The organism is Nonomuraea rhodomycinica (assembly GCF_013363995.1).
GTDB lineage: Bacteria > Actinomycetota > Actinomycetes > Streptosporangiales > Streptosporangiaceae > Nonomuraea > Nonomuraea rhodomycinica.
Genome location: NZ_JABWGO010000001.1, coordinates 2313787 through 2332202, shown reverse-complemented (window position 1 = coordinate 2332202; position 18416 = coordinate 2313787). Strand labels below are relative to the sequence as shown.

17 protein-coding genes are annotated in these 18416 nt (G+C 73.3%); 14 read left to right on the top strand and 3 right to left on the bottom strand.

Annotated elements, in window-relative coordinates; translation table 11 throughout:
• Positions 1-3: 3 nt before the first annotated feature.
• The 3 genes from HT134_RS10675 to HT134_RS10665 form a co-directional block, all read right to left on the bottom strand.
• On the bottom strand, positions 4-1563 hold the full coding sequence (locus tag HT134_RS10675; protein ID WP_175599953.1) for a class I adenylate-forming enzyme family protein: 1560 nt from the start codon (positions 1561-1563) through the stop codon (positions 4-6).
• 140 nt (positions 1564-1703) lie between these two features.
• Positions 1704-2039: a VOC family protein gene (locus tag HT134_RS10670; protein ID WP_312888066.1), complete on the bottom strand. Its 336-nt coding sequence runs from the start codon at positions 2037-2039 to the stop codon at positions 1704-1706.
• Positions 2036-2398 carry a Zn-ribbon domain-containing OB-fold protein gene (locus tag HT134_RS10665; RefSeq protein ID WP_175599952.1) on the bottom strand — a complete coding sequence of 121 codons (363 nt, stop codon included), beginning with the start codon at positions 2396-2398 and terminating at the stop codon, positions 2036-2038. The genes HT134_RS10670 and HT134_RS10665 overlap by 4 nt, the downstream gene beginning before the upstream one ends.
• Positions 2399-2804: 406 nt before the next feature.
• Between HT134_RS10665 and HT134_RS10660 the strand changes: the two genes are divergently transcribed.
• From HT134_RS10660 to HT134_RS47595, 14 genes are read left to right on the top strand one after another with little or no spacing between them, the layout of a single operon-like run.
• Complete coding sequence (locus HT134_RS10660; protein WP_175599951.1) at positions 2805-4703, top strand: glycoside hydrolase family 127 protein; 1899 nt, start codon at positions 2805-2807, stop codon at positions 4701-4703.
• Between the two features lie 52 nt (positions 4704-4755).
• The gene (locus HT134_RS10655; protein ID WP_175599950.1) at positions 4756-6441 is read left to right on the top strand and encodes an ABC transporter substrate-binding protein; all 1686 of its coding nucleotides are present in this window, start codon (positions 4756-4758) and stop codon (positions 6439-6441) included.
• Positions 6442-6448: 7 nt separating this feature from the next.
• Positions 6449-7405 carry an ABC transporter permease gene (locus HT134_RS10650; RefSeq protein WP_175599949.1) on the top strand — a complete coding sequence of 319 codons (957 nt, stop codon included), beginning with the start codon at positions 6449-6451 and terminating at the stop codon, positions 7403-7405.
• Positions 7405-8394, top strand: a complete 990-nt coding sequence (locus HT134_RS10645) for an ABC transporter permease (RefSeq protein WP_175599948.1) — start codon at positions 7405-7407, stop codon at positions 8392-8394. Before HT134_RS10650 ends, HT134_RS10645 begins: the two co-directional genes overlap by 1 nt.
• Positions 8391-9191, top strand: a complete 801-nt coding sequence (locus HT134_RS10640; RefSeq protein WP_175599947.1) for an ABC transporter ATP-binding protein — start codon at positions 8391-8393, stop codon at positions 9189-9191. The genes HT134_RS10645 and HT134_RS10640 overlap by 4 nt, the downstream gene beginning before the upstream one ends.
• Positions 9188-10006: an ABC transporter ATP-binding protein gene (locus HT134_RS10635; RefSeq protein WP_175599946.1), complete on the top strand. Its 819-nt coding sequence runs from the start codon at positions 9188-9190 to the stop codon at positions 10004-10006. Before HT134_RS10640 ends, HT134_RS10635 begins: the two co-directional genes overlap by 4 nt.
• Positions 10003-11295 carry an alpha/beta fold hydrolase gene (locus HT134_RS10630; protein ID WP_312888065.1) on the top strand — a complete coding sequence of 431 codons (1293 nt, stop codon included), beginning with the start codon at positions 10003-10005 and terminating at the stop codon, positions 11293-11295. Before HT134_RS10635 ends, HT134_RS10630 begins: the two co-directional genes overlap by 4 nt.
• Positions 11288-12616: an aminopeptidase P family protein gene (locus tag HT134_RS10625; RefSeq protein WP_312888064.1), complete on the top strand. Its 1329-nt coding sequence runs from the start codon at positions 11288-11290 to the stop codon at positions 12614-12616. Before HT134_RS10630 ends, HT134_RS10625 begins: the two co-directional genes overlap by 8 nt.
• Positions 12617-12672: 56 nt before the next feature.
• Positions 12673-13578 (top strand): dihydrodipicolinate synthase family protein, encoded by a 906-nt coding sequence (locus tag HT134_RS10620; protein ID WP_175599944.1) that lies wholly within the window; start codon positions 12673-12675, stop codon positions 13576-13578.
• Positions 13575-14576 (top strand): proline racemase family protein, encoded by a 1002-nt coding sequence (locus tag HT134_RS10615; RefSeq protein ID WP_175599943.1) that lies wholly within the window; start codon positions 13575-13577, stop codon positions 14574-14576. Before HT134_RS10620 ends, HT134_RS10615 begins: the two co-directional genes overlap by 4 nt.
• Entirely contained in the window at positions 14573-15256 is a 684-nt protein-coding gene (locus HT134_RS10610; RefSeq protein WP_312888063.1) for a GntR family transcriptional regulator, read from the top strand. The genes HT134_RS10615 and HT134_RS10610 overlap by 4 nt, the downstream gene beginning before the upstream one ends.
• Entirely contained in the window at positions 15253-16464 is a 1212-nt protein-coding gene (locus HT134_RS10605) for an NAD(P)/FAD-dependent oxidoreductase (RefSeq protein ID WP_175599942.1), read from the top strand. Before HT134_RS10610 ends, HT134_RS10605 begins: the two co-directional genes overlap by 4 nt.
• Positions 16461-16823, top strand: coding sequence for a (2Fe-2S)-binding protein (locus tag HT134_RS10600; RefSeq protein WP_312888062.1), 363 nt, complete (start codon positions 16461-16463; stop codon positions 16821-16823). Before HT134_RS10605 ends, HT134_RS10600 begins: the two co-directional genes overlap by 4 nt.
• Positions 16807-18393 (top strand): FAD/NAD(P)-dependent oxidoreductase, encoded by a 1587-nt coding sequence (locus HT134_RS47595; RefSeq protein ID WP_175599941.1) that lies wholly within the window; start codon positions 16807-16809, stop codon positions 18391-18393. The genes HT134_RS10600 and HT134_RS47595 overlap by 17 nt, the downstream gene beginning before the upstream one ends.
• Positions 18394-18416 lie beyond the last annotated feature (23 nt).

The following is an 18416-nucleotide window of genomic DNA, read 5'->3' as shown; positions in this document are numbered from 1 at the left end:
CCCTCAGCGCTCCAGCAGCCGGTGCAGCTCCCGCCGCAGCAGCTTGCCCGGCCCGCCCGAGGCGTCCTGGAAGTGCGGCAGCTCGTCGGCCACCACGATGTGGTCGGGCCGCTGGTGCGCCGGCAGCGTGTCGGCCAGGGCCAGCGCCAGCTTGGAGGAGTCGAGGGTGTGACCGGCGCGGGGCACCACGGCCAGCAGGATCTCCTGCTCCACGGCCTCCTGGCCCTCGACGTGCGCCGGGACGCCCACCGCGCCCGCCTCGGCGACGCCGTCCAGCGCCGCGGCCGCCTCCTCGACGGCGACCGGCTGGCTCCACACGCCGCCCTTGAGTATCGCGTCCTCGCGCCGCCCGAGCACCCGCAGCACCCCGTCCTCGGACACCGTGCCGAGGTCGCCGCCGACGTACCAGCCGCCGCGCAGCACCTCGGCCGTCCGGTCCGGCAGGCCGTCGTACCCGGCCATCACGTGCGGGCCGGCGAGGTTGATCTCGCCGGTCTCGCCGACCACCCGCGCACCGGTGGGGCCGGTCACGCGGACCGCGTTGCCGGTGCGGGCCCGTCCCGACGAGCCGAGCGGGGTCGAGCCGTCGTCGACGCGGCCCATGCAGGTGTACGGGGCCTCGGTCTGGCCGTAGTAGGAGTAGACGGCGGCGCCGGGCAGGCGCCGCTTGATGCGCTCCAGCATGGTGGCGGTCAGCGGCTCGCCGCCCAGCATGATGACCTCGACGGACGACAGGTCCACGCCCTCGTGCCCGGCCGAGCCGAGCAGCGCCGCGTAGAACGAGGGGATCTGCGACACGTGGGTGACCCGTTCGCGCGGCACGACGCGCAGGAAGTTCTGCGGACCCCAGTCCTGCTCCAGCACCAGCCGCATGCCCGCGTACAGGGCCGGGCCCACGATGGCCGGGAACCCGATGCCCCAGATGATCGCGCCGGTGCCGAACACCGACTCGGGCCCGCGCGGCACGTCCAGCCAGATCTGGGCCGTGGCCAGCGACGAGGCGTGCGTGTGGACGACCGCCTTCGGCAGCCCGGTCGTGCCGGAGGTGTAGTAGAGGGCGAGCGGGTCGTCGTGGCCGCCCGCGATCGGCGGCTCGTCCTCGGGCGCCTCGGCGGCCAGCGCGTCGAGGTCCACCGCGCCGTCGCCGGGCCCGCCCACCTTCATCCACGTGGTCACCCCCGGGAGCGCGGGCCGGATCTCGGCCACGGCCGCCTCCACCGTCGCGTCGTACACGAACGCCGTGCAGCCCGACTGCTCGACGACCGCGCGCAGGGTGCCGACCGGCCAGTACGGGTTCAGCGCGGCGGTGACGACGCCCGTCTTGGCCTGGGCGAGGTAGACCTCGGCGACGTGCAGGGTCTCGTTGAGCAGCGCGCCGACCCGCTGGCCGGGGGTGATCCCGGCGGCGAGCAGGGCGTGGGCGCGGCGGTTGACGAGCCGGTTGAGCCGGTCGTAGGTGAAGCGGCGCTCGCCGCAGTAGGTGAGCGCCTCGCGGTCCGGGGTGCGCATCGCTCCGGCGGTCAGGATCGCGTGGCCGTAGTTGCCGTAGGGGGATCGCGCCATGGGGGCCTCCGGATCAGGCGGTCGGGCTGGTGGAGCAGGGGCCGGCGGGCGGTCGGGCTCGGGTGCGGCGGGCGGGTGGCCGGGTTCGGGCGGGTGCGGCGGGTCGGGCGGGGCGCGTACGGGACGGGGTCGGCGCGGCGTCAGAGGGGCGCGTACAGGACGAAGACGTTGCCCGACGGGTCGCGCAGGACGGCGCGCGTCTCGTGCGGCCCCTCCTCGGGGGCGCGCACCACCTCGCCGCCGCGCGCCGACAGCTCGCGCACGGCCCGCGCCACGTCGTCCACCTTGTACGAGGGCGCCGCCGTGTCGGTGACCTGCTCGGCGGGGCCGGCCAGCGCCACGGTCACGCCGCCGCCGTCCAGGGCCGCGAACCGGTCGCCGTCGCGGAACTTCACCGGCAGCCCGTAGAAGGCGATCGCCTGGTCGAGGTCGGCCACGGGGATGAGCACGTTGCCGAGCTTGCCGAGCACGCTCACAGGGGTCTCCAATGCGGTAGGTCGTCCACGAACGTCACCCGCACCGGCATCCCGATGCGGACCTCATCCGGCGCGCAGCCCACGACCTGCCCGAACACGCGGGCCCCTTCCGGCAGGTCCACCCAGGCCAGCACGTACGGCTCGCGTCCCCGGTAGCCGGGTGCGAAGGACCGGTGCACGACGGTGCAGGTGTGCACCACGCCGTCGCCGGAGACCGGCTCGAAGACCAGCCCGCCTCCGCCGCACCAGGGGCAGGCCGCCTCGGGGAGGTGGACCCGCCGGCCGCAGTCCGTACAGCGCTGGACGACCAGCTCGCCGCGCCTGCAGGCGGCCCAGTAGGCGGAGGTGTCACCGGTCATCGCTTGCCAAGCTAGCGCACGCTTGGTTGCCCGACAAGGGCCGGACGACCGCTGGACGAGGGGGTGGGCACGGCGTCCACCGGGCGTACGTGAGCCCGGGCCGCGAGGCGGCTCCGCACAGCGGGCAGATCTGCCATGTGAAATTGCTCTGCCCGGCGCCGCTGCTCGCGGCGCGGGAGACGGCTCCGGGCGCGGGTCATCGCCCGGCGGGCCCGGGAGCCGCCGGCGGCCCGCCGCACCCCGCCCAGCCTGGCGAAATGCGGCGATAAATCATGATCTATGCGGATTTATAACGAATTGTTCACTTTCCCGATGCCCTCTTGGCGGTCATCCGCCACCGTCCTAGGGTGCAGTGCAATGCCACACAGCACAAGTGCAATGGCACGCATCAGGAGGAGCCGCCCGCATGTCCCTGGAGTCCAAGCCGCCGGCCGGAGCCGTACGGACCGAGGCCGGGGCCGTCTCCCCGGTCGCGGGCGTCCGCATCACCGGTGGCCTGCTTCGTGAGTGGCAGGAGCGCAACCGTCGCGCGACCATCCCGCACACCGTCGAGCAGCTCCGCGCCGCGGGCAACGTCGCCAACCTGCGCCGGCTGACCGAGGACGACGCGCCGCCCTACCGGGGCCGCTACCCGTTCCTCGACACCGACCTGTACAAGACCCTGGAGGGCCTGGCGTACGAGCTCGGCCGGGGCGAGGCGGGGGAGGCCGAGCGGGAGTTCTTCGACGAGGTCGTGGGCCTGCTGGAGCGGGTACAGGCCGAGGACGGCTACCTCAACTCGTTCTTCCAGGACCCGGCCGCGGACAGGAAGCCGTGGGAGGACCTGGCCTGGGGACACGAGATGTACAACCTGGGCCACCTCATCCAGGCCGCCGTCGCCGCCTCGCGCCGGATGGGCGACGACCGGCTGCTCGCCGTGGCGGTCAGGTTCGCCGACCTCGTCGTGCGGCGCTTCGGCGCGGGCCGCGAGGAGGCCGTCTGCGGTCACCCCGAGGTGGAGATGGCCCTCGTGGAGCTCTACCGGGAGACCGGCGAGCGCGACTACCTGACGCAGGCCGCGCTGTTCGTCGAGCGGCGCGGGCGGGGCAGGCTCAAGCACAGCATCTTCCCGCCGGAGTACTTCCAGGACCATGTGCCGCTGCGCGAGCTGCCGTCGGTCACCGGGCACGCGGTGCGCATGGCCTACCTCGCCGCCGGTGCGGCCGACGTGGCCGTCGAGACCGGCGACCGGACCCTCCTCGACGCGCTGGAGCGCCTCTGGGACGACATGGTCGCCACCAAGCTCTACATCACCGGCGGGCTCGGCAGCCGGCACTCCGACGAGGCCATCGGCGACCGCTACGAGCTGCCGTCCGAGCGCTCCTACAGCGAGACCTGCGCCGCCATCGCCGTGATGCAGTGGGGCTGGCGGATGTTCCTGGCCACGGGGAGCGCGCGCTACCTCGACGTCTTCGAGCGGGTGCTCTACAACGCCTACGCGGTGGGCCTGTCCGCCGACGGCAAGGCGTTCTTCTACGACAACCCGCTCCAGCGCCGCCCCGACCACCAGCAGCGCAGCGGCGCCGAGACCGGCGGCGAGGAGCTGCGCCGGTCGTGGTTCGGCTGCCCGTGCTGCCCGCCGAACATCGTGCGGTGGATGGCGCAGCTCGGCGACTACGCGGCGGCCGAACGCGACGGCGTGCTCCACCTCGCCCAGTACGCCGAGTCCCGCGTCGAGACGGACGCCGTCGCGCTGGCCGTCGAGACGGCCTACCCCTGGGACGGCGACGTCCGCGTCACGATCGAACGCGCCCCCGAGCGTCCGTACGCCCTGAAGCTGCGGATCCCCGCCTGGGCGCGCGGCGCGACGCTGGACGGCGAGCCCGTCGCGGCGCGGGACGGCTGGCTGACCGTGGAGCGCCGCTGGGCCGAGGGCGACGTGCTGCGCCTGCGCCTGCCGATGCCGGTGCGCGCCCACGTGCCGCACCCGTACGTGGACGCGGCCCGCGGCGCGGTCGCCGTGGCCCGCGGGCCATTGGTCTACTGCGTCGAGCAGCAGGACGTGCCGGCCCCCGTGGACGACCTCGTGCTGTCGCCGGCCGCTGTTGTTAGCGCAAACATCGGCGCGTCCGAGGAACTCCCGGGAGCCGTCGTCCTCCGGGTGCCGGCCGGCGTCGCCGCGCCCCCGCCGGTGGAGCTGTACCCGGAGTTCGGCGCGCAGCCCCCGTCCACCCCGGCGGCGGACGTCTCCGCCGCCCTCGTCCCCTACTTCCTGTGGGGCAACCGCAGGCCCGAGGCCATGCGCGTGTGGGTCAGGTCGCGGTGACGGCAGCTCACCGCCGCCGCTGCAACTGCAACAACTGATGAAAGAAGGCGAAATGAGGAGATCGGCCGCCCTCGCCGGCGTCTCGGTGCTCACCACGTTGGCGGTCGCGGCGTGCGGCGGCGGCGGAAGCGGTGGGAAGGGCACCGCGGCCTCGGGCTCCGAGGCCAAGGCCGCCGCCTCCGGCGGCACGGTCCACGTCCTGCAGACCGCGGACTACTCCCACCTGGACCCGGTCCGGGGCTGGGACGGCGGCGTCAACAACTTCTACCGGCTCATCTACCGGGGCCTGACCACGTTCGGCGCGGGTCCCGGCACGGAGGGCACGAAGGTGGTCCCCGACCTCGCCACCAGCACCGGCACCCCCTCCGACGGCAACAAGACCTGGACGTTCACCCTCAAGGACGACATCTTCTTCGAGGACGGCACGCCGATCACCAGCGAGGCGATGAAGTTCGGCGTCGAGCGCGCGTGGGACCCCGAGGCCGGCATCGGCTCGCCCTACGCCAAGCTGCTCATCGACGCGCCCAAGGACTACAAGGGCCCGTACGTCTCGGGCGAGCTCGACACGATCGAGACCCCCGACCCCAAGACGATCGTCTTCCACCTGAAGAAGCCGTTCGCCGACTTCGCCAGCGCGCTGGTGCAGCCCAACTTCGTGCCGTTCCCCAAGGGCACGGGCGCGGCCGGCGCGTTCGACACCAAGCCGATCGCGTCCGGCCCGTACAAGGTGGAGAGCTACCAGCGCGGCGCGAAGCTGAAGCTGGTGCGCAACCCGCACTGGAAGGCCGCGACCGACACCGTCCGCGCCGCCAGGCCGGACTCCTTCGAGATCACCTTCGGGCTCGACGGCGCGACCATCGACGAGCGCATGCTCGCCGGGCAGGGCGCCGACGCCGACGCGATCGCGGGCGCGATCCAGCCGGCCACCGTGGCCCGCATCCAGGACCCGCGCTACAAGGCGCGCACGCTGTCCGGGTACATGGGCTGCACCACGTACATGAGCCTGAACACCACCAAGAAGCCGCTCGACGACGTGAAGGTCCGCCAGGCGATCAACTACGCGATCAACAAGGACAACGTGGTCGCCGGTGACGGCGGCACGACGCTGGCCACCAAGGGCGGCGCGATCCAGCCGCCGACCATCGTCGGCCGCCTCGACTACGACCCCTACCCGACGGACCCGGCCAAGGCCAAGCAGCTGCTCGCCGAGGCGGGCCAGGACAAGGGCTTCGACCTGACCCTCGACGTGCGCCCGGTGCCCCGCCAGCAGGGCATGGCCGTCGCCATCCAGGAGTCGCTGAAGCCGCTGGGCATCAACGTCAAGATCAACAACATGGACACGTCCACCTTCTACGAGGTGATCGGCACGCCCGCCCGGCAGCACGACGCGGCCCTCACCGGCTGGTGCCCGGACTGGTCGTCCGGCGCCACCTTCCTGCCTCCGCTGTTCGACGGCCGCAACATCTTCGAGAAGGGCAACAGCAACCTCGCCCAGATCGACGACGAGGCCATCAACAGGCGCATCGACGAGATCGCCGCGATGACCGACGTCAACGCCGCCAACGCCGCCTACGGCGAGCTGGACAAGCAGATCATGGAGAAGGCCCCCATCGTGCCCCTGCTCTACGAGAAGAACGTGACCGTCATCGGCGAGAACATCGCGGGCGCCTACCTCCACGACTCGTACTCCGCCGGGATCGACCTGGTCTCGGTCGGGCTCAAGGACCCGAGCAAGTAGGACACCCATGACCACCGCCGCACCCTCGCACGAAGCGATGGCGGACCCTCCGGCGGGCGCGGGAGACGCGCCCGCCACGGAGGGGCGCCGGATCGCGCGCGCCCTGCTGCGCGACCGGGGAGCCGTCCTCAGCACGGCGTTCCTCGGCCTGGTCGTGCTCATGGCGATCTGCGCGCCGCTGATCTCCGCCGTCACCGGGCACGGGCCGAACGACTTCGACCCCGCCGCCGTCGACACCAATCTCGGCGGCCTGCCGCGCGGCTCGTTCGGCGGCGTCAGCGCCGACCACCTGCTCGGCGTGGAGCCGCAGAACGGGCGCGACATCCTGGCCCGCATCGCCTACGGCGCCCGCGTGTCGTTCCTGATCGCGATCTCGGCGACCGTGCTGACCACCCTGCTCGGCGTGGTGCTCGGCCTGCTCGCCGGGTTCTACCAGGGCTGGGTGGACCAGGTCATCTCCCGGATCATGGACTTCCTCATGGCCTTCCCCGCGCTGATCTTCATGATCGCGATCCTGTCGTCCCTGCCGACGGGTGACCGCTCGGTCCTGCTGGTCACGGTGATCACCGTGTTCGGGTGGCCGTACCTCGCCCGCGTGGTGCGCGGGCAGACCCTCACGCTGGTCAACCGCGAGTTCGTCGAGGCCGCCCGCGCCTCCGGCGCCTCCACCGGCGCCATCGTGTTCAAGGAGATCCTGCCCAACCTGCGCAACTCGCTGATCGTCATGACGACGCTGGCCGTGCCCGGCTACATCGGCACCGAGGCCGGCCTGTCGTTCCTCGGGGTGGGCGTCACCCCGCCGACCCCCTCGTGGGGGCAGATGATCTCCAGCGCGGTGAGCTGGTACGCGACCGACCCCATGTACTTCGCGGTGCCCGGACTGTTCCTGTTCCTCACGGTGCTGTCGCTGACCGTGCTCGGGGACCGGATCCGGGCGGCGTCGGACGCGGGGGAGGCGTCCTGATGGCCCGCTACGTCGCCGGCCGGCTGGCAGGGCTGGTCTTCCTGCTGCTGCTCGTGTGCGTGTTCACGTACCTGATCTTCTTCAAGCTGTCGCCGGACCCGGCGCTGATGATCTGCGGCAAGACCTGCACCCCTGACCGCGTCGCCCAGATCCGCGCCTCCCTGGGGCTCGACAAGCCGTTCCTCACGCAGTTGTGGGACTACCTGAGCGGGCTCGTCGCCGGCCGCGACTACGGCAGCGGCCCCAACCTCGTCCACTGCCCGGCGCCCTGCCTCGGCTACTCCTTCCAGAGCAGCCAGTCGGTGACCCAGATGATCGTGGACCGGTTGCCGGTCAGCGCCACGGTCGCGGTGGGCGCGGCGGTCCTGTGGCTGATCGTCGGCATCGCCGCCGGGCTGCTCAGCGCGGTCAAGGAGGGCTCCTGGTGGGACCGGACCGCCATGGGCCTGGCCCTCGGCGGCGCCAGCATCCCCAACTACGTGCTCGCGCTCACCCTGCAGTACGTGCTCGTGGTCAAGCTGCAGATCCTGCCGTTCCCCTCGGCCGTGCCGTTCTCCGAGGACCCGCTGCTGTGGTTCCAGTCGTACCTGATGCCGTGGCTGGTGCTCGCCACCGGCTACGCCTGCCTGTACGCCCGCCTGACCAGGGCGAACGTGATCGACACGCTGGCGCAGAACTTCATGCGCACCGCGCGGTCCAAGGGCCTGAGCCCGGCGCTCACGATGCGCCGCCACGCGCTGCGGCCCGCGCTGACCCCGATCGTCACCATCTTCGGCATGGACTTCGCCGCGCTGCTCGGCGGCGCGCTGATCACCGAGACGGTCTTCGGGCTCAACGGCATCGGCAAGATGGCGGCCGACTCGATCGCCAAGAACGACCAGCCGGTCATCATGGCGGTGACCCTGCTGGCCGCGTTCTTCGTGATGGCCGGCAACGTCGTCGTGGACCTCCTCTACACCGGCCTCGACCCGAGAGTGAGGGTGTCATGAGCGAGCTGCTCGTCGTGGAGGACCTCACGGTCACCTTCCCGACCACCCGCGGTCCCGTGGACGTGGTCAAGGACGTGTCGTTCACGGTGGGACGCAACGAGACCGTCGGCATCGTCGGCGAGTCCGGCTCCGGCAAGTCGATGACCAGCCTGGCCGTCATGGGCCTGCTGCCGCCCGGCGCCACGACGCGGGGCAGCATCCGGCTGGACGGCGTCGAGCTGCTCGGCCGCCCGGACCGGGAGATGCGCCGCGTCCGGGGCGAGCAGGCTTCGATGATCTTCCAGGACCCGCTGTCGTCGCTCAACCCGTACTACACGGTCGGCCTGCAGATCGAGGAGATGTACCGGGCCCACCGCAGGTGCTCGCGCAAGGAGGCCCGCCGGGTCGTGGTCGAGGCCCTGACGCAGGTGGGCATCCCGGAGCCCGAGCGGCGGGCCGGCTACTACCCCCACCAGTTCTCCGGCGGGCAGCGGCAGCGCGTCATGATCGCGATGGCGCTGGTGTGCTCGCCGGCGCTGCTCATCGCCGACGAGCCGACCACCGCCCTGGACGTGACCGTGCAGGCGCAGATCCTCGGCCTGCTGGCCGGCCTGCAGCGGGAGACCGGCACCGGCATGGTGTTCGTCACCCACGACCTGGCCGTGATCAGCTCGATCGCCACCCGCGTGCTCGTCATGTGCCGCGGCGAGCAGGTCGAGTACGGCGACGCCGAGCAGGTCTTCGCCGCCCCGCGCCACGACTACACGCGGATGCTGCTGGAGAGCATCCCGCGCATCGACGACGAGGTGGTCCTGTGAGTGACGTCCTGCTCCGCGTCCGCGACCTGACCAAGCGGTTCACCACGCGCGGGCCGTACCGGCGCAAGAACGAGTTCACCGCGGTGGACGGCGTCAGCTTCGACGTGCGGCTCGGCGAGACGCTGGCCGTCGTGGGCGAGTCCGGGTGCGGCAAGTCCACCAGCGCGCGGATCGTCGCCAAGCTCATGGAGCCCACCTCCGGCACCCTGGAGTTCGACGGCGAGGACATCACCCACGCCGCCGGGGCCCGGCTCGCCCGCTACCGCGCCAAGGTGCAGGTCGTCTTCCAGGACCCGTTCTCCTCGCTCAACCCGCGGCACACCGTCGAGCGCATCCTCATGGCGCCCCTGGACTACCAGGGCATCGCGCCGAAGGGCGGCCGGCGGGCGTACACCCGCGAGCTGATGGAGCGGGTCGGCCTCAACCCCGACCACGCGCACCGCTACCCGGCGCAGTTCTCCGGCGGGCAGGCCCAGCGGATCGGCATCGCCCGCGCCCTGGCCGTCGATCCCAAGCTGGTGATCTGCGACGAGGCCGTCTCGGCGCTCGACGTCTCCGTCCAGGCGCAGATCATCGAGCTGCTGCGCAGGCTCCAGCGGGAGAGCGGCTTCAGCTACATCTTCATCGCCCACGACCTGGCCGTGGTCCGGCAGCTCGCCCAGCGGGTCGCCGTCATGAACAAGGGCAAGATCGTGGAGCAGGGGCCGTGCGAGGAGGTCTTCAAGGCCCCGGGCGACCCCTACACCAAGACGCTGCTGGCCGCGATCCCCCGGATCAACCCCGAATGGGACCGCAGAAGGAGGGCCGCCCGGTGACCGTCACCGCGACCTACACCATCCCCGGCATGCACGTGCGCGAGCACGTCGTCCCCGTGCCGCTCGACTGGTCCGACCCGGGACGCGGCGAGATCGAGGTCTTCTTCCGCGAGATCACCGACCCCGGGCGCGCCCGCGAGGACCTGCCGTGCCTGGTCTACCTCCAGGGCGGCCCGGGCGGCAAGGGCCCGCGCCCGCTCGCCCCGGACGGCTGGATCGGGCAGGCGCTGAAGACGCACCGCGTCGTCGTGATGGACCAGCGCGGCACCGGCCGCAGCACCCGGATCGACGGCCGCCGCATGAGCGCGTTCGCCACCGCCGAGCAGGGCGCGGACTTCCTCGCCTGCTTCCGCGCCGACTCCATCGTGGCCGACCACGAGCACGTGCGCAGGACCGTCTACGGCGGCCGGCGCTGGAGCACGATCGGCCAGTCGTACGGCGGCTTCCTCACGCTGACGTACCTGTCGAGGGCGCCGGAGGCCCTGCGCTCCTGCCGCGTCACGGGCGGCCTGCCCGGCCTCGACCCGTCGGCGGCCGAGGTGTACCGGCGCACCTACCCCCGGGTCGAGGCCAAGAACAGGGAGTTCTACCGGCGCTACCCGCAGCACGCCGAGTTGGCCGGCCGCGTCGCCGACCGGCTCGCGGCCGGCGACGTGCGGCTCCCCGACGGCGACGCGCTCACCGTGCGGCGCTTCCAGTCGCTCGGCATCGACCTCGGCATGAAGCCCGGCTACGAGCGCATGCACTACCTGCTCGACGAGGCGTTCAACGGCGAGGAGCTGTCGGCGACGTTCCTGCACCAGGTGCTGGCGCGCACCTCCTACAGCGACAACCCGCTGTTCGCGGCGCTGCAGGAGAGCATCTACGGGCACGGCCCGGGCGCGACCGCGTGGGCCGCGCAGGCCGAGCGGCCCCGGCACCCGGCCTTCGCCGAGGACGCCCGCCCGCTGCTGTTCACCGGCGAGATGATCTACCCCTGGATGTTCGAGGAGATCGCCGAGCTGCGCCCGTTCCGCGGCGCCGTCGAGCTGATGGCCGCCCGCGAGGAGTGGCCGCCGCTGTACGACCACGACCGGCTGGCCGCCAACGAGGTGCCGGTCGCCGCGGCCGTCTACCACGACGACATGTTCGTGGACGCCGGCCTGCAACTGGACACGGCCTCCCGGACCGGCAACACCCGCTGCTGGATCACCAACGAGTACGAACACGACGGCATCACCGACCCCCGCGTCTTCGACCGGCTGGGCGAGATGATCCGCGACATGGGAGGAGAGATCACCGGTGCGTGACGGCAGGCCCCCGAAGCTTTCCGAGATCCCCGCGTTCACCGCGTACATGGACACCGGCTGGGGCACCCCCGACCGGACCCCGCCGGTCGTCCCGGGCGCCGCCCGGGCCGCGGCCGAGCACCGGGCCAGGCTGGCCGAGGCGCTGCCCGGCCGGACCCTCGTGCTGGGCGCGGGCGAGGCCCCCGTCCGCAGCAACGACACGGCCTACGACTTCCGCCCGGACAGCGACTTCTTCTGGCTGACCGGCTGCTCCGTCGAGAACGCCGTCGTGGTTTTGCGCGGCGCCGACGCCACCCTCTACCTGCCGCCGCCCGCCTACCCGGGCGACCCGGCGTTCTGGACCGACGCCCGGTACGGCGAGCTGTGGGTCGGGGCCGCGCCGGGACTCGACGACTGGGCGCGGGCCCTCGGCGTCCCGGTCCGGCCGCTGGCGGAGCTGGCCGAGCTCGGCCTGGAGCCGGGCCTGGACGAGGAGGCCGGCCGCACGCTGGCCGACCTGCGCATGTACAAGGACGAGTGGGAGGTCGGGCAGCTCCGGGAGGCGGTGGACCGCACGGTCGAGGGGTTCGCCGCGGTCATCCGCGAGATCCCGGCGGCCGTGGCGGGAGCCGGCGAGCGGTGGCTCCAGGGCACCTTCGACCGCTACGCCCGCGCCTACGGCAACGGCCCCGGCTACGCCACCATCGTCGGCAGCGGCCGGCACGCGCCCACCCTGCACTGGGTGCGCTGCGACGGCCCCGTGCTGCCCGACGAGCTGCTGCTGCTCGACATGGGCGTGGAGACCAACTCCTACTACACGGCCGACGTGACCCGGACCTTCCCGGCCTCCGGGACGTTCTCCCCGGTCCAGCGGCAGGTGCACGACCTCGTGGAGCGGGCGCACCGCGCCGGGCTCGCGGCGGTGGCTCCCGGCCGCCGCTTCACCGACTTCCACCACGCCGCCATGGAGGTCATCGCGCACGGCCTGGCCGACTGGGGGCTGCTGCCCGTCTCGGTGGACGAGGCGCTGTCCGACACCGGCCAGCACCACCGCCGCTACCTGGTGTGCGGCATCGGCCACCACCTCGGCCTCGACGTCCACGACTGCGCCCGCTCCACCCCCGAGGCCTATCAGGACGCGGCCATGGCCCCCGGCATGGTCCTCACCGTCGAGCCGGGGCTCTACTTCCACGCCCACGACCTGACCGTGCCGCCCGAGCTGCGCGGCATCGGCGTGCGCATCGAGGACGACCTCCTGGTGACGGAGACGGGCGCCGAGGTGCTGTCCGGCGTGCTGCCCCTGGACGCCGGTGAGCTGGAGAAATGGATGGCGCGCGTGTAGACAATGTGACATTGCACTAGTAATCTCGGATACCCTGACAAAGGAGAGACTTCAGCATGACCACCGCCGCCACGCCCTGGCGCGGCATCCACGTCGCGTCGGCCCTTCCCTTCACCGACGACCTGTCCGTCGACTACGACGCGTTCGCCGACCACGTGCGCTTCCTCGCCGCCGGCGGCTGCGACGGAGTGACGCCCAACGGGTCGCTCGGCGAGTACCAGACGCTCACCGCCGAGGAGCGGGCCCGCGTCGTCGAGACCGCCGTCCAGGCCGCCCCCGCCGGGTTCGGCGTCATGCCGGGCGTCGCCGCCTACGGCGCGCTGGAGGCCCGCCGCTGGGCCGAGCAGGCGGCCGAGGCCGGGGCCACCTCCGTGCTCCTGCTCCCGCCGAACGCCTACCGGGCCGAGCGCGAGGCCGTGGTCCAGCACTACCGCGAGGTCGCCAAGGCCGGGCTGCCCGTCGTCGCCTACAACAACCCCATCGACACCAAGGTCGACCTGACCCCCGACCTGCTCGCCGAGCTGTTCCACGAGGGCCTGATCGTCGCGGTCAAGGAGTTCACCGGCGACGTGCGCCGGGCGTACCAGATCGCCGAGCTCGCGCCCGACCTGGACCTGCTCATCGGCGCCGACGACGTGCTGCTCGAACTGGGCATCGCCGGGGCGGTCGGCTGGATCGCCGGCTACCCGAACATGATCCCGCAGGCGACGGTCCGCCTCTACCGGCTGGCCACCTCCGGCGACCCCGCCGACCTGGCCGAGGCGGTGCGGATCTACCGCGACCTGCACCCCCTGCTGCGCTGGGACTCCAAGACCGAGTTCGTCCAGTCGATCAAGCTGTCGATGGACCTCGCCGGGCTCAAGGGCGGCGCCTGCCGGCCGCCGCGCCTGCCGCTGTCGCCCGAGCTGACCGCCCGCATCACCGCCGACACCGAGGCGGTCATCCGCAAGGGCTACAAGTGAGATCGCGTCGCACCTTCCACGCCGTCGACTCCCACACGGAGGGCATGCCCACCCGTGTGATCGTCGGCGGCGTGGGCGTGATCCCCGGCGCCACCATGGCCGAGCGCCGGCAGTGGTTCATGGACAACAGCGACGACGTGCGCACGCTGCTCATGTACGAGCCGCGCGGCCACGGCGCGATGAGCGGCGCCATCCTGCAGCCGCCCACCCGCCCCGACGCCGACTACGGCGTGCTGTTCATCGAGGTCTCCGGGCTGCTGCCGATGTGCGGGCACGGCACCATCGGCGTCGCCACCGTCCTCGTCGAGACCGGCATGGTGCCCGTCGTCGAGCCGGTCACCACGATCAGGCTGGACACCCCGGCCGGGCTCGTGGTCGCGTCCGTGGCGGTCGAGGACGGCGCGGCGACCTCGGTCACCATCGAGAACGTGCCGTCGTTCTCGTACGCGCTGGACCGGAAGGTCGAGGTGCCCGGGTTCGGCGAGGTGGGCTACGACCTGGCCTTCGGCGGCAACTTCTACGCCGTCGTCGAGCTGGCGGAGCTGGGCCTGCCGTTCGACCGCTCGCGCGCCGGCGACCTGCTGGCCGCCGGGCTCGCCGTCATGGACGCCGTCAACGAGCACGACCGCCCGGTCCACCCCGAGCGGGCCGACATCAACGGCTGCCACCACGTCTACCTCAAGGCGCCCGGCTCCACGGCCAAGCTGTCCCGGCACGCCATGGCGATCCACCCGGGCTGGTTCGACCGCTCGCCGTGCGGCACCGGCACGAGCGCGCGGATGGCGCAGCTCCACGCGCGGGGCGAGCTGGCGATCGGCGAGGACTTCGTCAACGAGTCGTTCATCGGCACGCGCTTCACCGGCCGGCTGCTCGGCGAGACCACGGTCGGCGGGCTGCCCGCGGTGCTGCCGTCGATCACCGGCCGCGCCTGGGTCACCGGCACCTCGCAGTTCCACCTCGACCCCACCGACCCGTTCCCCGCGGGGTTCCTGCTGTGAGCCTGTCCCCGGTCCCGGAGCTGCCCGGCATCGGTCCCCGAGAGAACCTCCGGGACCGGATCCGGGCGGCGCTGCGCGCCGCGATCATCTCCGGCGAGCTGGAGCCCGGCGTCGTCTACTCGGCGCCGGCGCTCGGCACCCAGTTCGGCGTCTCGGCCACCCCCGTGCGGGAGGCCATGCTCGACCTGGTGAAGGAGGGGCTGGTCGTCCCGCAGCCGAACAAGGGCTTCCGGGTCACCGAGGTGTCGGAGGAGGACCTCGACAACCTGGCCGCCGTGCGGCTGCTGATCGAGCCGCGGGCGGTGCGGGAGAGCGTCTGCGCCGTCCCGGAGGACGACTTCCCCGGGCTGCGCAGGCTCGCCCAGGACATCGTGGACGCCGCCGAGCGCGGCGACCTGGTGGGCTACGTCGAGGCGGACCACGTCTTCCACCTGACCCTGCTCGGCTACAGCCGCAACCCGGTGCTGGTGGACGTCGTGTCCGGCCTGCGCTCGCGGACCCGGCTGCTCGGCCTGACCCCGCTGCTGCAGAGCGGCCGGCTGGGCCGCTCGGCCGCCGAGCACCACGAGCTGCTCGACTTCATCCAGGCCCGCGACCCGGCCGGGGCCGAGCTGCTGATGCACCGCCACATCGGGCACGTCCGCGGGCTGTGGGCGGGCGGCGCCGAGGGGGCGACATGACGCCGCAGTGGTTCGGGCGGTCGGCGGGCCGGCGCCGCGAAGGCGCCGACCTCGTCGTCGTCGGCGCCGGCGTGGTGGGGGCCGCGAGCGCGTACTTCGCCTGCCTCGCCGGGCTGCGGGTGGTCGTCGTCGAGCGCGGCGCCATCGCCGGGGGCACCTCCAGCGCCGGCGAGGGCAACCTGCTGGTCTCCGACAAGGAGGCCGGCCCCGAGCTCGACCTGGCCCTGTACTCGCAGCGGGTGTGGCGCGAGGACCTCGCCGAGCACGCCCCGCTGTGGGAGTTCGAGGCCAAGGGCGGCCTGGTCGTCGCGGCCTCGGAGCCGAGCGTGGCGGCGCTGCGCGAGCTCGGCGACCACCAGCGCCGGCACGGCGTCGAGGTGCGCGACGTCGGCCGGGATGAGCTGCGCGACTACGAGCCGCACCTGTCGCCGCGGCTCGCCGGGGCGGCCTTCTACCCGCAGGACGCCCAGGTCCAGCCCATGCTGGTGGTCGCGCACCTGCTCCGCCTGGCCCGCGGGCTGGGGGCGGAGGTGCGCACCCGTACCGAGGTGACGGGGTTCCTGCGCGACGGCGACCGGGTGACGGGCGTGCGCACCACCGGCGGCGACATCCCCGCCGGGGCGGTGCTCAACGCCGCCGGAACCTGGGCCGGCGCCGTGGCCGGGCTGGCCGGCGTGCGCGTCCCCGTGCTGCCCCGGCGCGGGTTCGTCCTCGTCACCCAGCCCATGCCGCCACGCACGATCCGGCACAAGGTGTACGCCGCCGAATACGTGGGCGACGTGGCCAGCTCCGACGCCGGCCTGCAGACCTCGCCCGTGGTCGAGGGCACCGACAGCGGCACGATCCTCATCGGCGCCTCCCGGGAGCGCGTCGGCTTCGACCGCACGGTGTCCGTCGAGGCGATCAGCGCCCTCGCCGCCAAGGCGATCGCGCTGTTCCCGATGCTGCGCGAGGTCCGCGCCATGCGCACCTACCTCGGCTTCCGGCCGTACTGCCCGGACCATCTGCCCGTCATCGGCCCCGACCCGCGCGCGCCCGGCCTGTGGCACGCCTGCGGCCACGAGGGCGCCGGCATCGGGCTGTCCGCCGGCACCGGCAAGCTGGTCGCGCAGGCCCTCACGGGACGCGCCCCCGACCTCGACCTCAAGCCGTTCGCCCCCGACCGCTTCCCGGACGCCGCTCCGGACACCGAGGAGGTGCCCCAGTGACCTATCGGATGACCTTCCGAGGGGCCGCCGTCCCCGCCGAGCCCGGCCAGAGCGTCGGCGCCGCCCTGGTCGCGGCGGGGATCCTCGACTGGCGCAGCACGCGCAAGGCGGGCCGGCCCCGCGGCCTGTTCTGCGGCATCGGCGTCTGCTTCGACTGCCTGATCACGATCGACGGCGTGCCGGACCGGCGCGCCTGCCTGGTCCCCGCCGCCGACGGCATGCGGCTCGGCGACTCCGCGCAGGACCGCTCTCTCGGCTCCCCGCAGGACCGCTCCGTCGGCTCCCCGCAGGGCGACGAGTCGCGGGGCGGCGGCTCCCGTGACGCTTCTCAAGGAGGTGGCCGTGACGAGGACGCATGACGTCGCCGTGGTCGGCGCCGGTCCGGCCGGTCTGGCCGCCGCCGTCGAGGCGGCCGAGGCCGGGCTCGACGTGGCGCTGGTGGACGGCGCCGCGCAGCCCGGCGGCCAGTACTGGCGGCACTACGACGAGCGGCACGCCCGGCCGGACGACCGGGCGGGCCACCACGGCTGGCCCGTGTTCACCGGGCTCCGCGAGCGCCTGCGCACGGCGCGTGCCGCCGGCCGCATCCGCTACCTGCCCGGCCGCCAGGTCTACCTCGTCACACGGGACGAGGCCGGCACGTTCACCCTCCGCACGACGCCATCCGGCGCGGTCGGGACCCCGGAGAGCATCTCGGCCTCCGGTGCGGTCGGGACCCCGGAGAGCACCTCGGCCTCCGGCGCGGGCGAAGCCGCGAAGACCTTCGCGGCCTCCTCACCCTCGGGCGCCTCCGCGCCGGACGCGGCCGGGCAGGTCACGGCCCGGGCGCTGATCCTCTGCACCGGCGGGTACGACCGGCAACTGCCCGTGCCCGGCTGGGACCTGCCCGGCGTGATGACCGCCGGGGGAGTGCAGGCCCTGCTCAAGGGCCATCGCGTGCTCGCGGGCAGGCGCGCCGTGGTCGCCGGGACCGGGCCGTTCCTGCTGCCGGTCGCCACCGGGCTCGCGCGGGCCGGGGCGTCCGTCGAGGCCGTCGCCGAGGCCAACGGCACGCTCGGCTGGCTGCGCGACCCCGTGGGGGCCGCCTCCGTCCCGGGCAAGGCCGTCGAGGCGGCGCAGTACGCGGCGCTGATGGCCCGCCACCGCATCCCGTACCGCACCAGGACCGTGGTCACCCGGATCCTCGGCCAGGACCGGGTCGAGGCGGTGCGGATCAGCCGCGTCGACCGGGACGGCCGCCCGGCCGGACCGGTCAAGGAGATCGCGGCCGACCTCGTCGCCCTGGGCTGGGGCTTCACCCCGTCGCTCGAACTCGCGCTCATGCTCGGCGCCGACACCAGGAAGGACGTCGACGGCTCCCTCGTCGTGGCCGTGGACGGCTTCCAGCGCAGCAGCGTCGAAGGCGTGTACGTCGCCGGGGAGGCGACCGGGGTGGGCGGCGCCGTCCTGGCCACGCAGGAGGGCCGCCTCAGCGCCCTGGCCCTCGCCCGCTCGCTCGGCCGGCCGGCCGTCCCGGGCCTGATGGGCCGGCTGCGGGCGGCGATCGGCCGCGGGCGCCGGTTCGCGGCGGCCATGCACCGGACGTACCCGGTGCCGAGCGCCTGGACGGAATGGCTGGAGGAGCGCACGCTCGTCTGCCGGTGCGAGGAGGTCTCCTACGGCGACCTGCGCCGGGCGCACACCGACCTCTGCGCCCACGACCCGCGCACCCTGAAGATGCTGGCCAGGCCGGGCATGGGCTGGTGCCAGGGACGGGTGTGCGGCTTCGCCACCGCGGGCATCGCGGCCTGCCTGAACCGCCGCGAGACCACCGCCGAGGACCTGCGCCCGCTGTCCACCCGCAGCCTGGCGGCCCCGGTGACCCTGGGCGAGCTGGCCGCGCTCGACCGCTCCCGCACGTCACCAGACGACCCCCACCACGACCAGTGACACGACCGACGAAAGAGGACGAG

What these genes read in the sequence shown, in the direction of transcription:
- HT134_RS10650 (WP_175599949.1), top strand. Translation starts at nt 6,449, where the DNA reads ATGACCACCGCCGCACCCTCGCACGAAGCGATGGCGGACCCTCCGGCG.
- HT134_RS10620 (WP_175599944.1), top strand. Translation starts at nt 12,673, where the DNA reads ATGACCACCGCCGCCACGCCCTGGCGCGGCATCCACGTCGCGTCGGCC.
- HT134_RS10605 (WP_175599942.1), top strand. Translation starts at nt 15,253, where the DNA reads ATGACGCCGCAGTGGTTCGGGCGGTCGGCGGGCCGGCGCCGCGAAGGC.
- HT134_RS10665 (WP_175599952.1), bottom strand. Translation starts at nt 2,398, where the DNA reads ATGACCGGTGACACCTCCGCCTACTGGGCCGCCTGCAGGCGCGGCGAG.
- HT134_RS10640 (WP_175599947.1), top strand. Translation starts at nt 8,391, where the DNA reads ATGAGCGAGCTGCTCGTCGTGGAGGACCTCACGGTCACCTTCCCGACC.
- HT134_RS10675 (WP_175599953.1), bottom strand. Translation starts at nt 1,563, where the DNA reads ATGGCGCGATCCCCCTACGGCAACTACGGCCACGCGATCCTGACCGCC.
- HT134_RS10645 (WP_175599948.1), top strand. Translation starts at nt 7,405, where the DNA reads ATGGCCCGCTACGTCGCCGGCCGGCTGGCAGGGCTGGTCTTCCTGCTG.
- HT134_RS10660 (WP_175599951.1), top strand. Translation starts at nt 2,805, where the DNA reads ATGTCCCTGGAGTCCAAGCCGCCGGCCGGAGCCGTACGGACCGAGGCC.
- HT134_RS10655 (WP_175599950.1), top strand. Translation starts at nt 4,756, where the DNA reads ATGAGGAGATCGGCCGCCCTCGCCGGCGTCTCGGTGCTCACCACGTTG.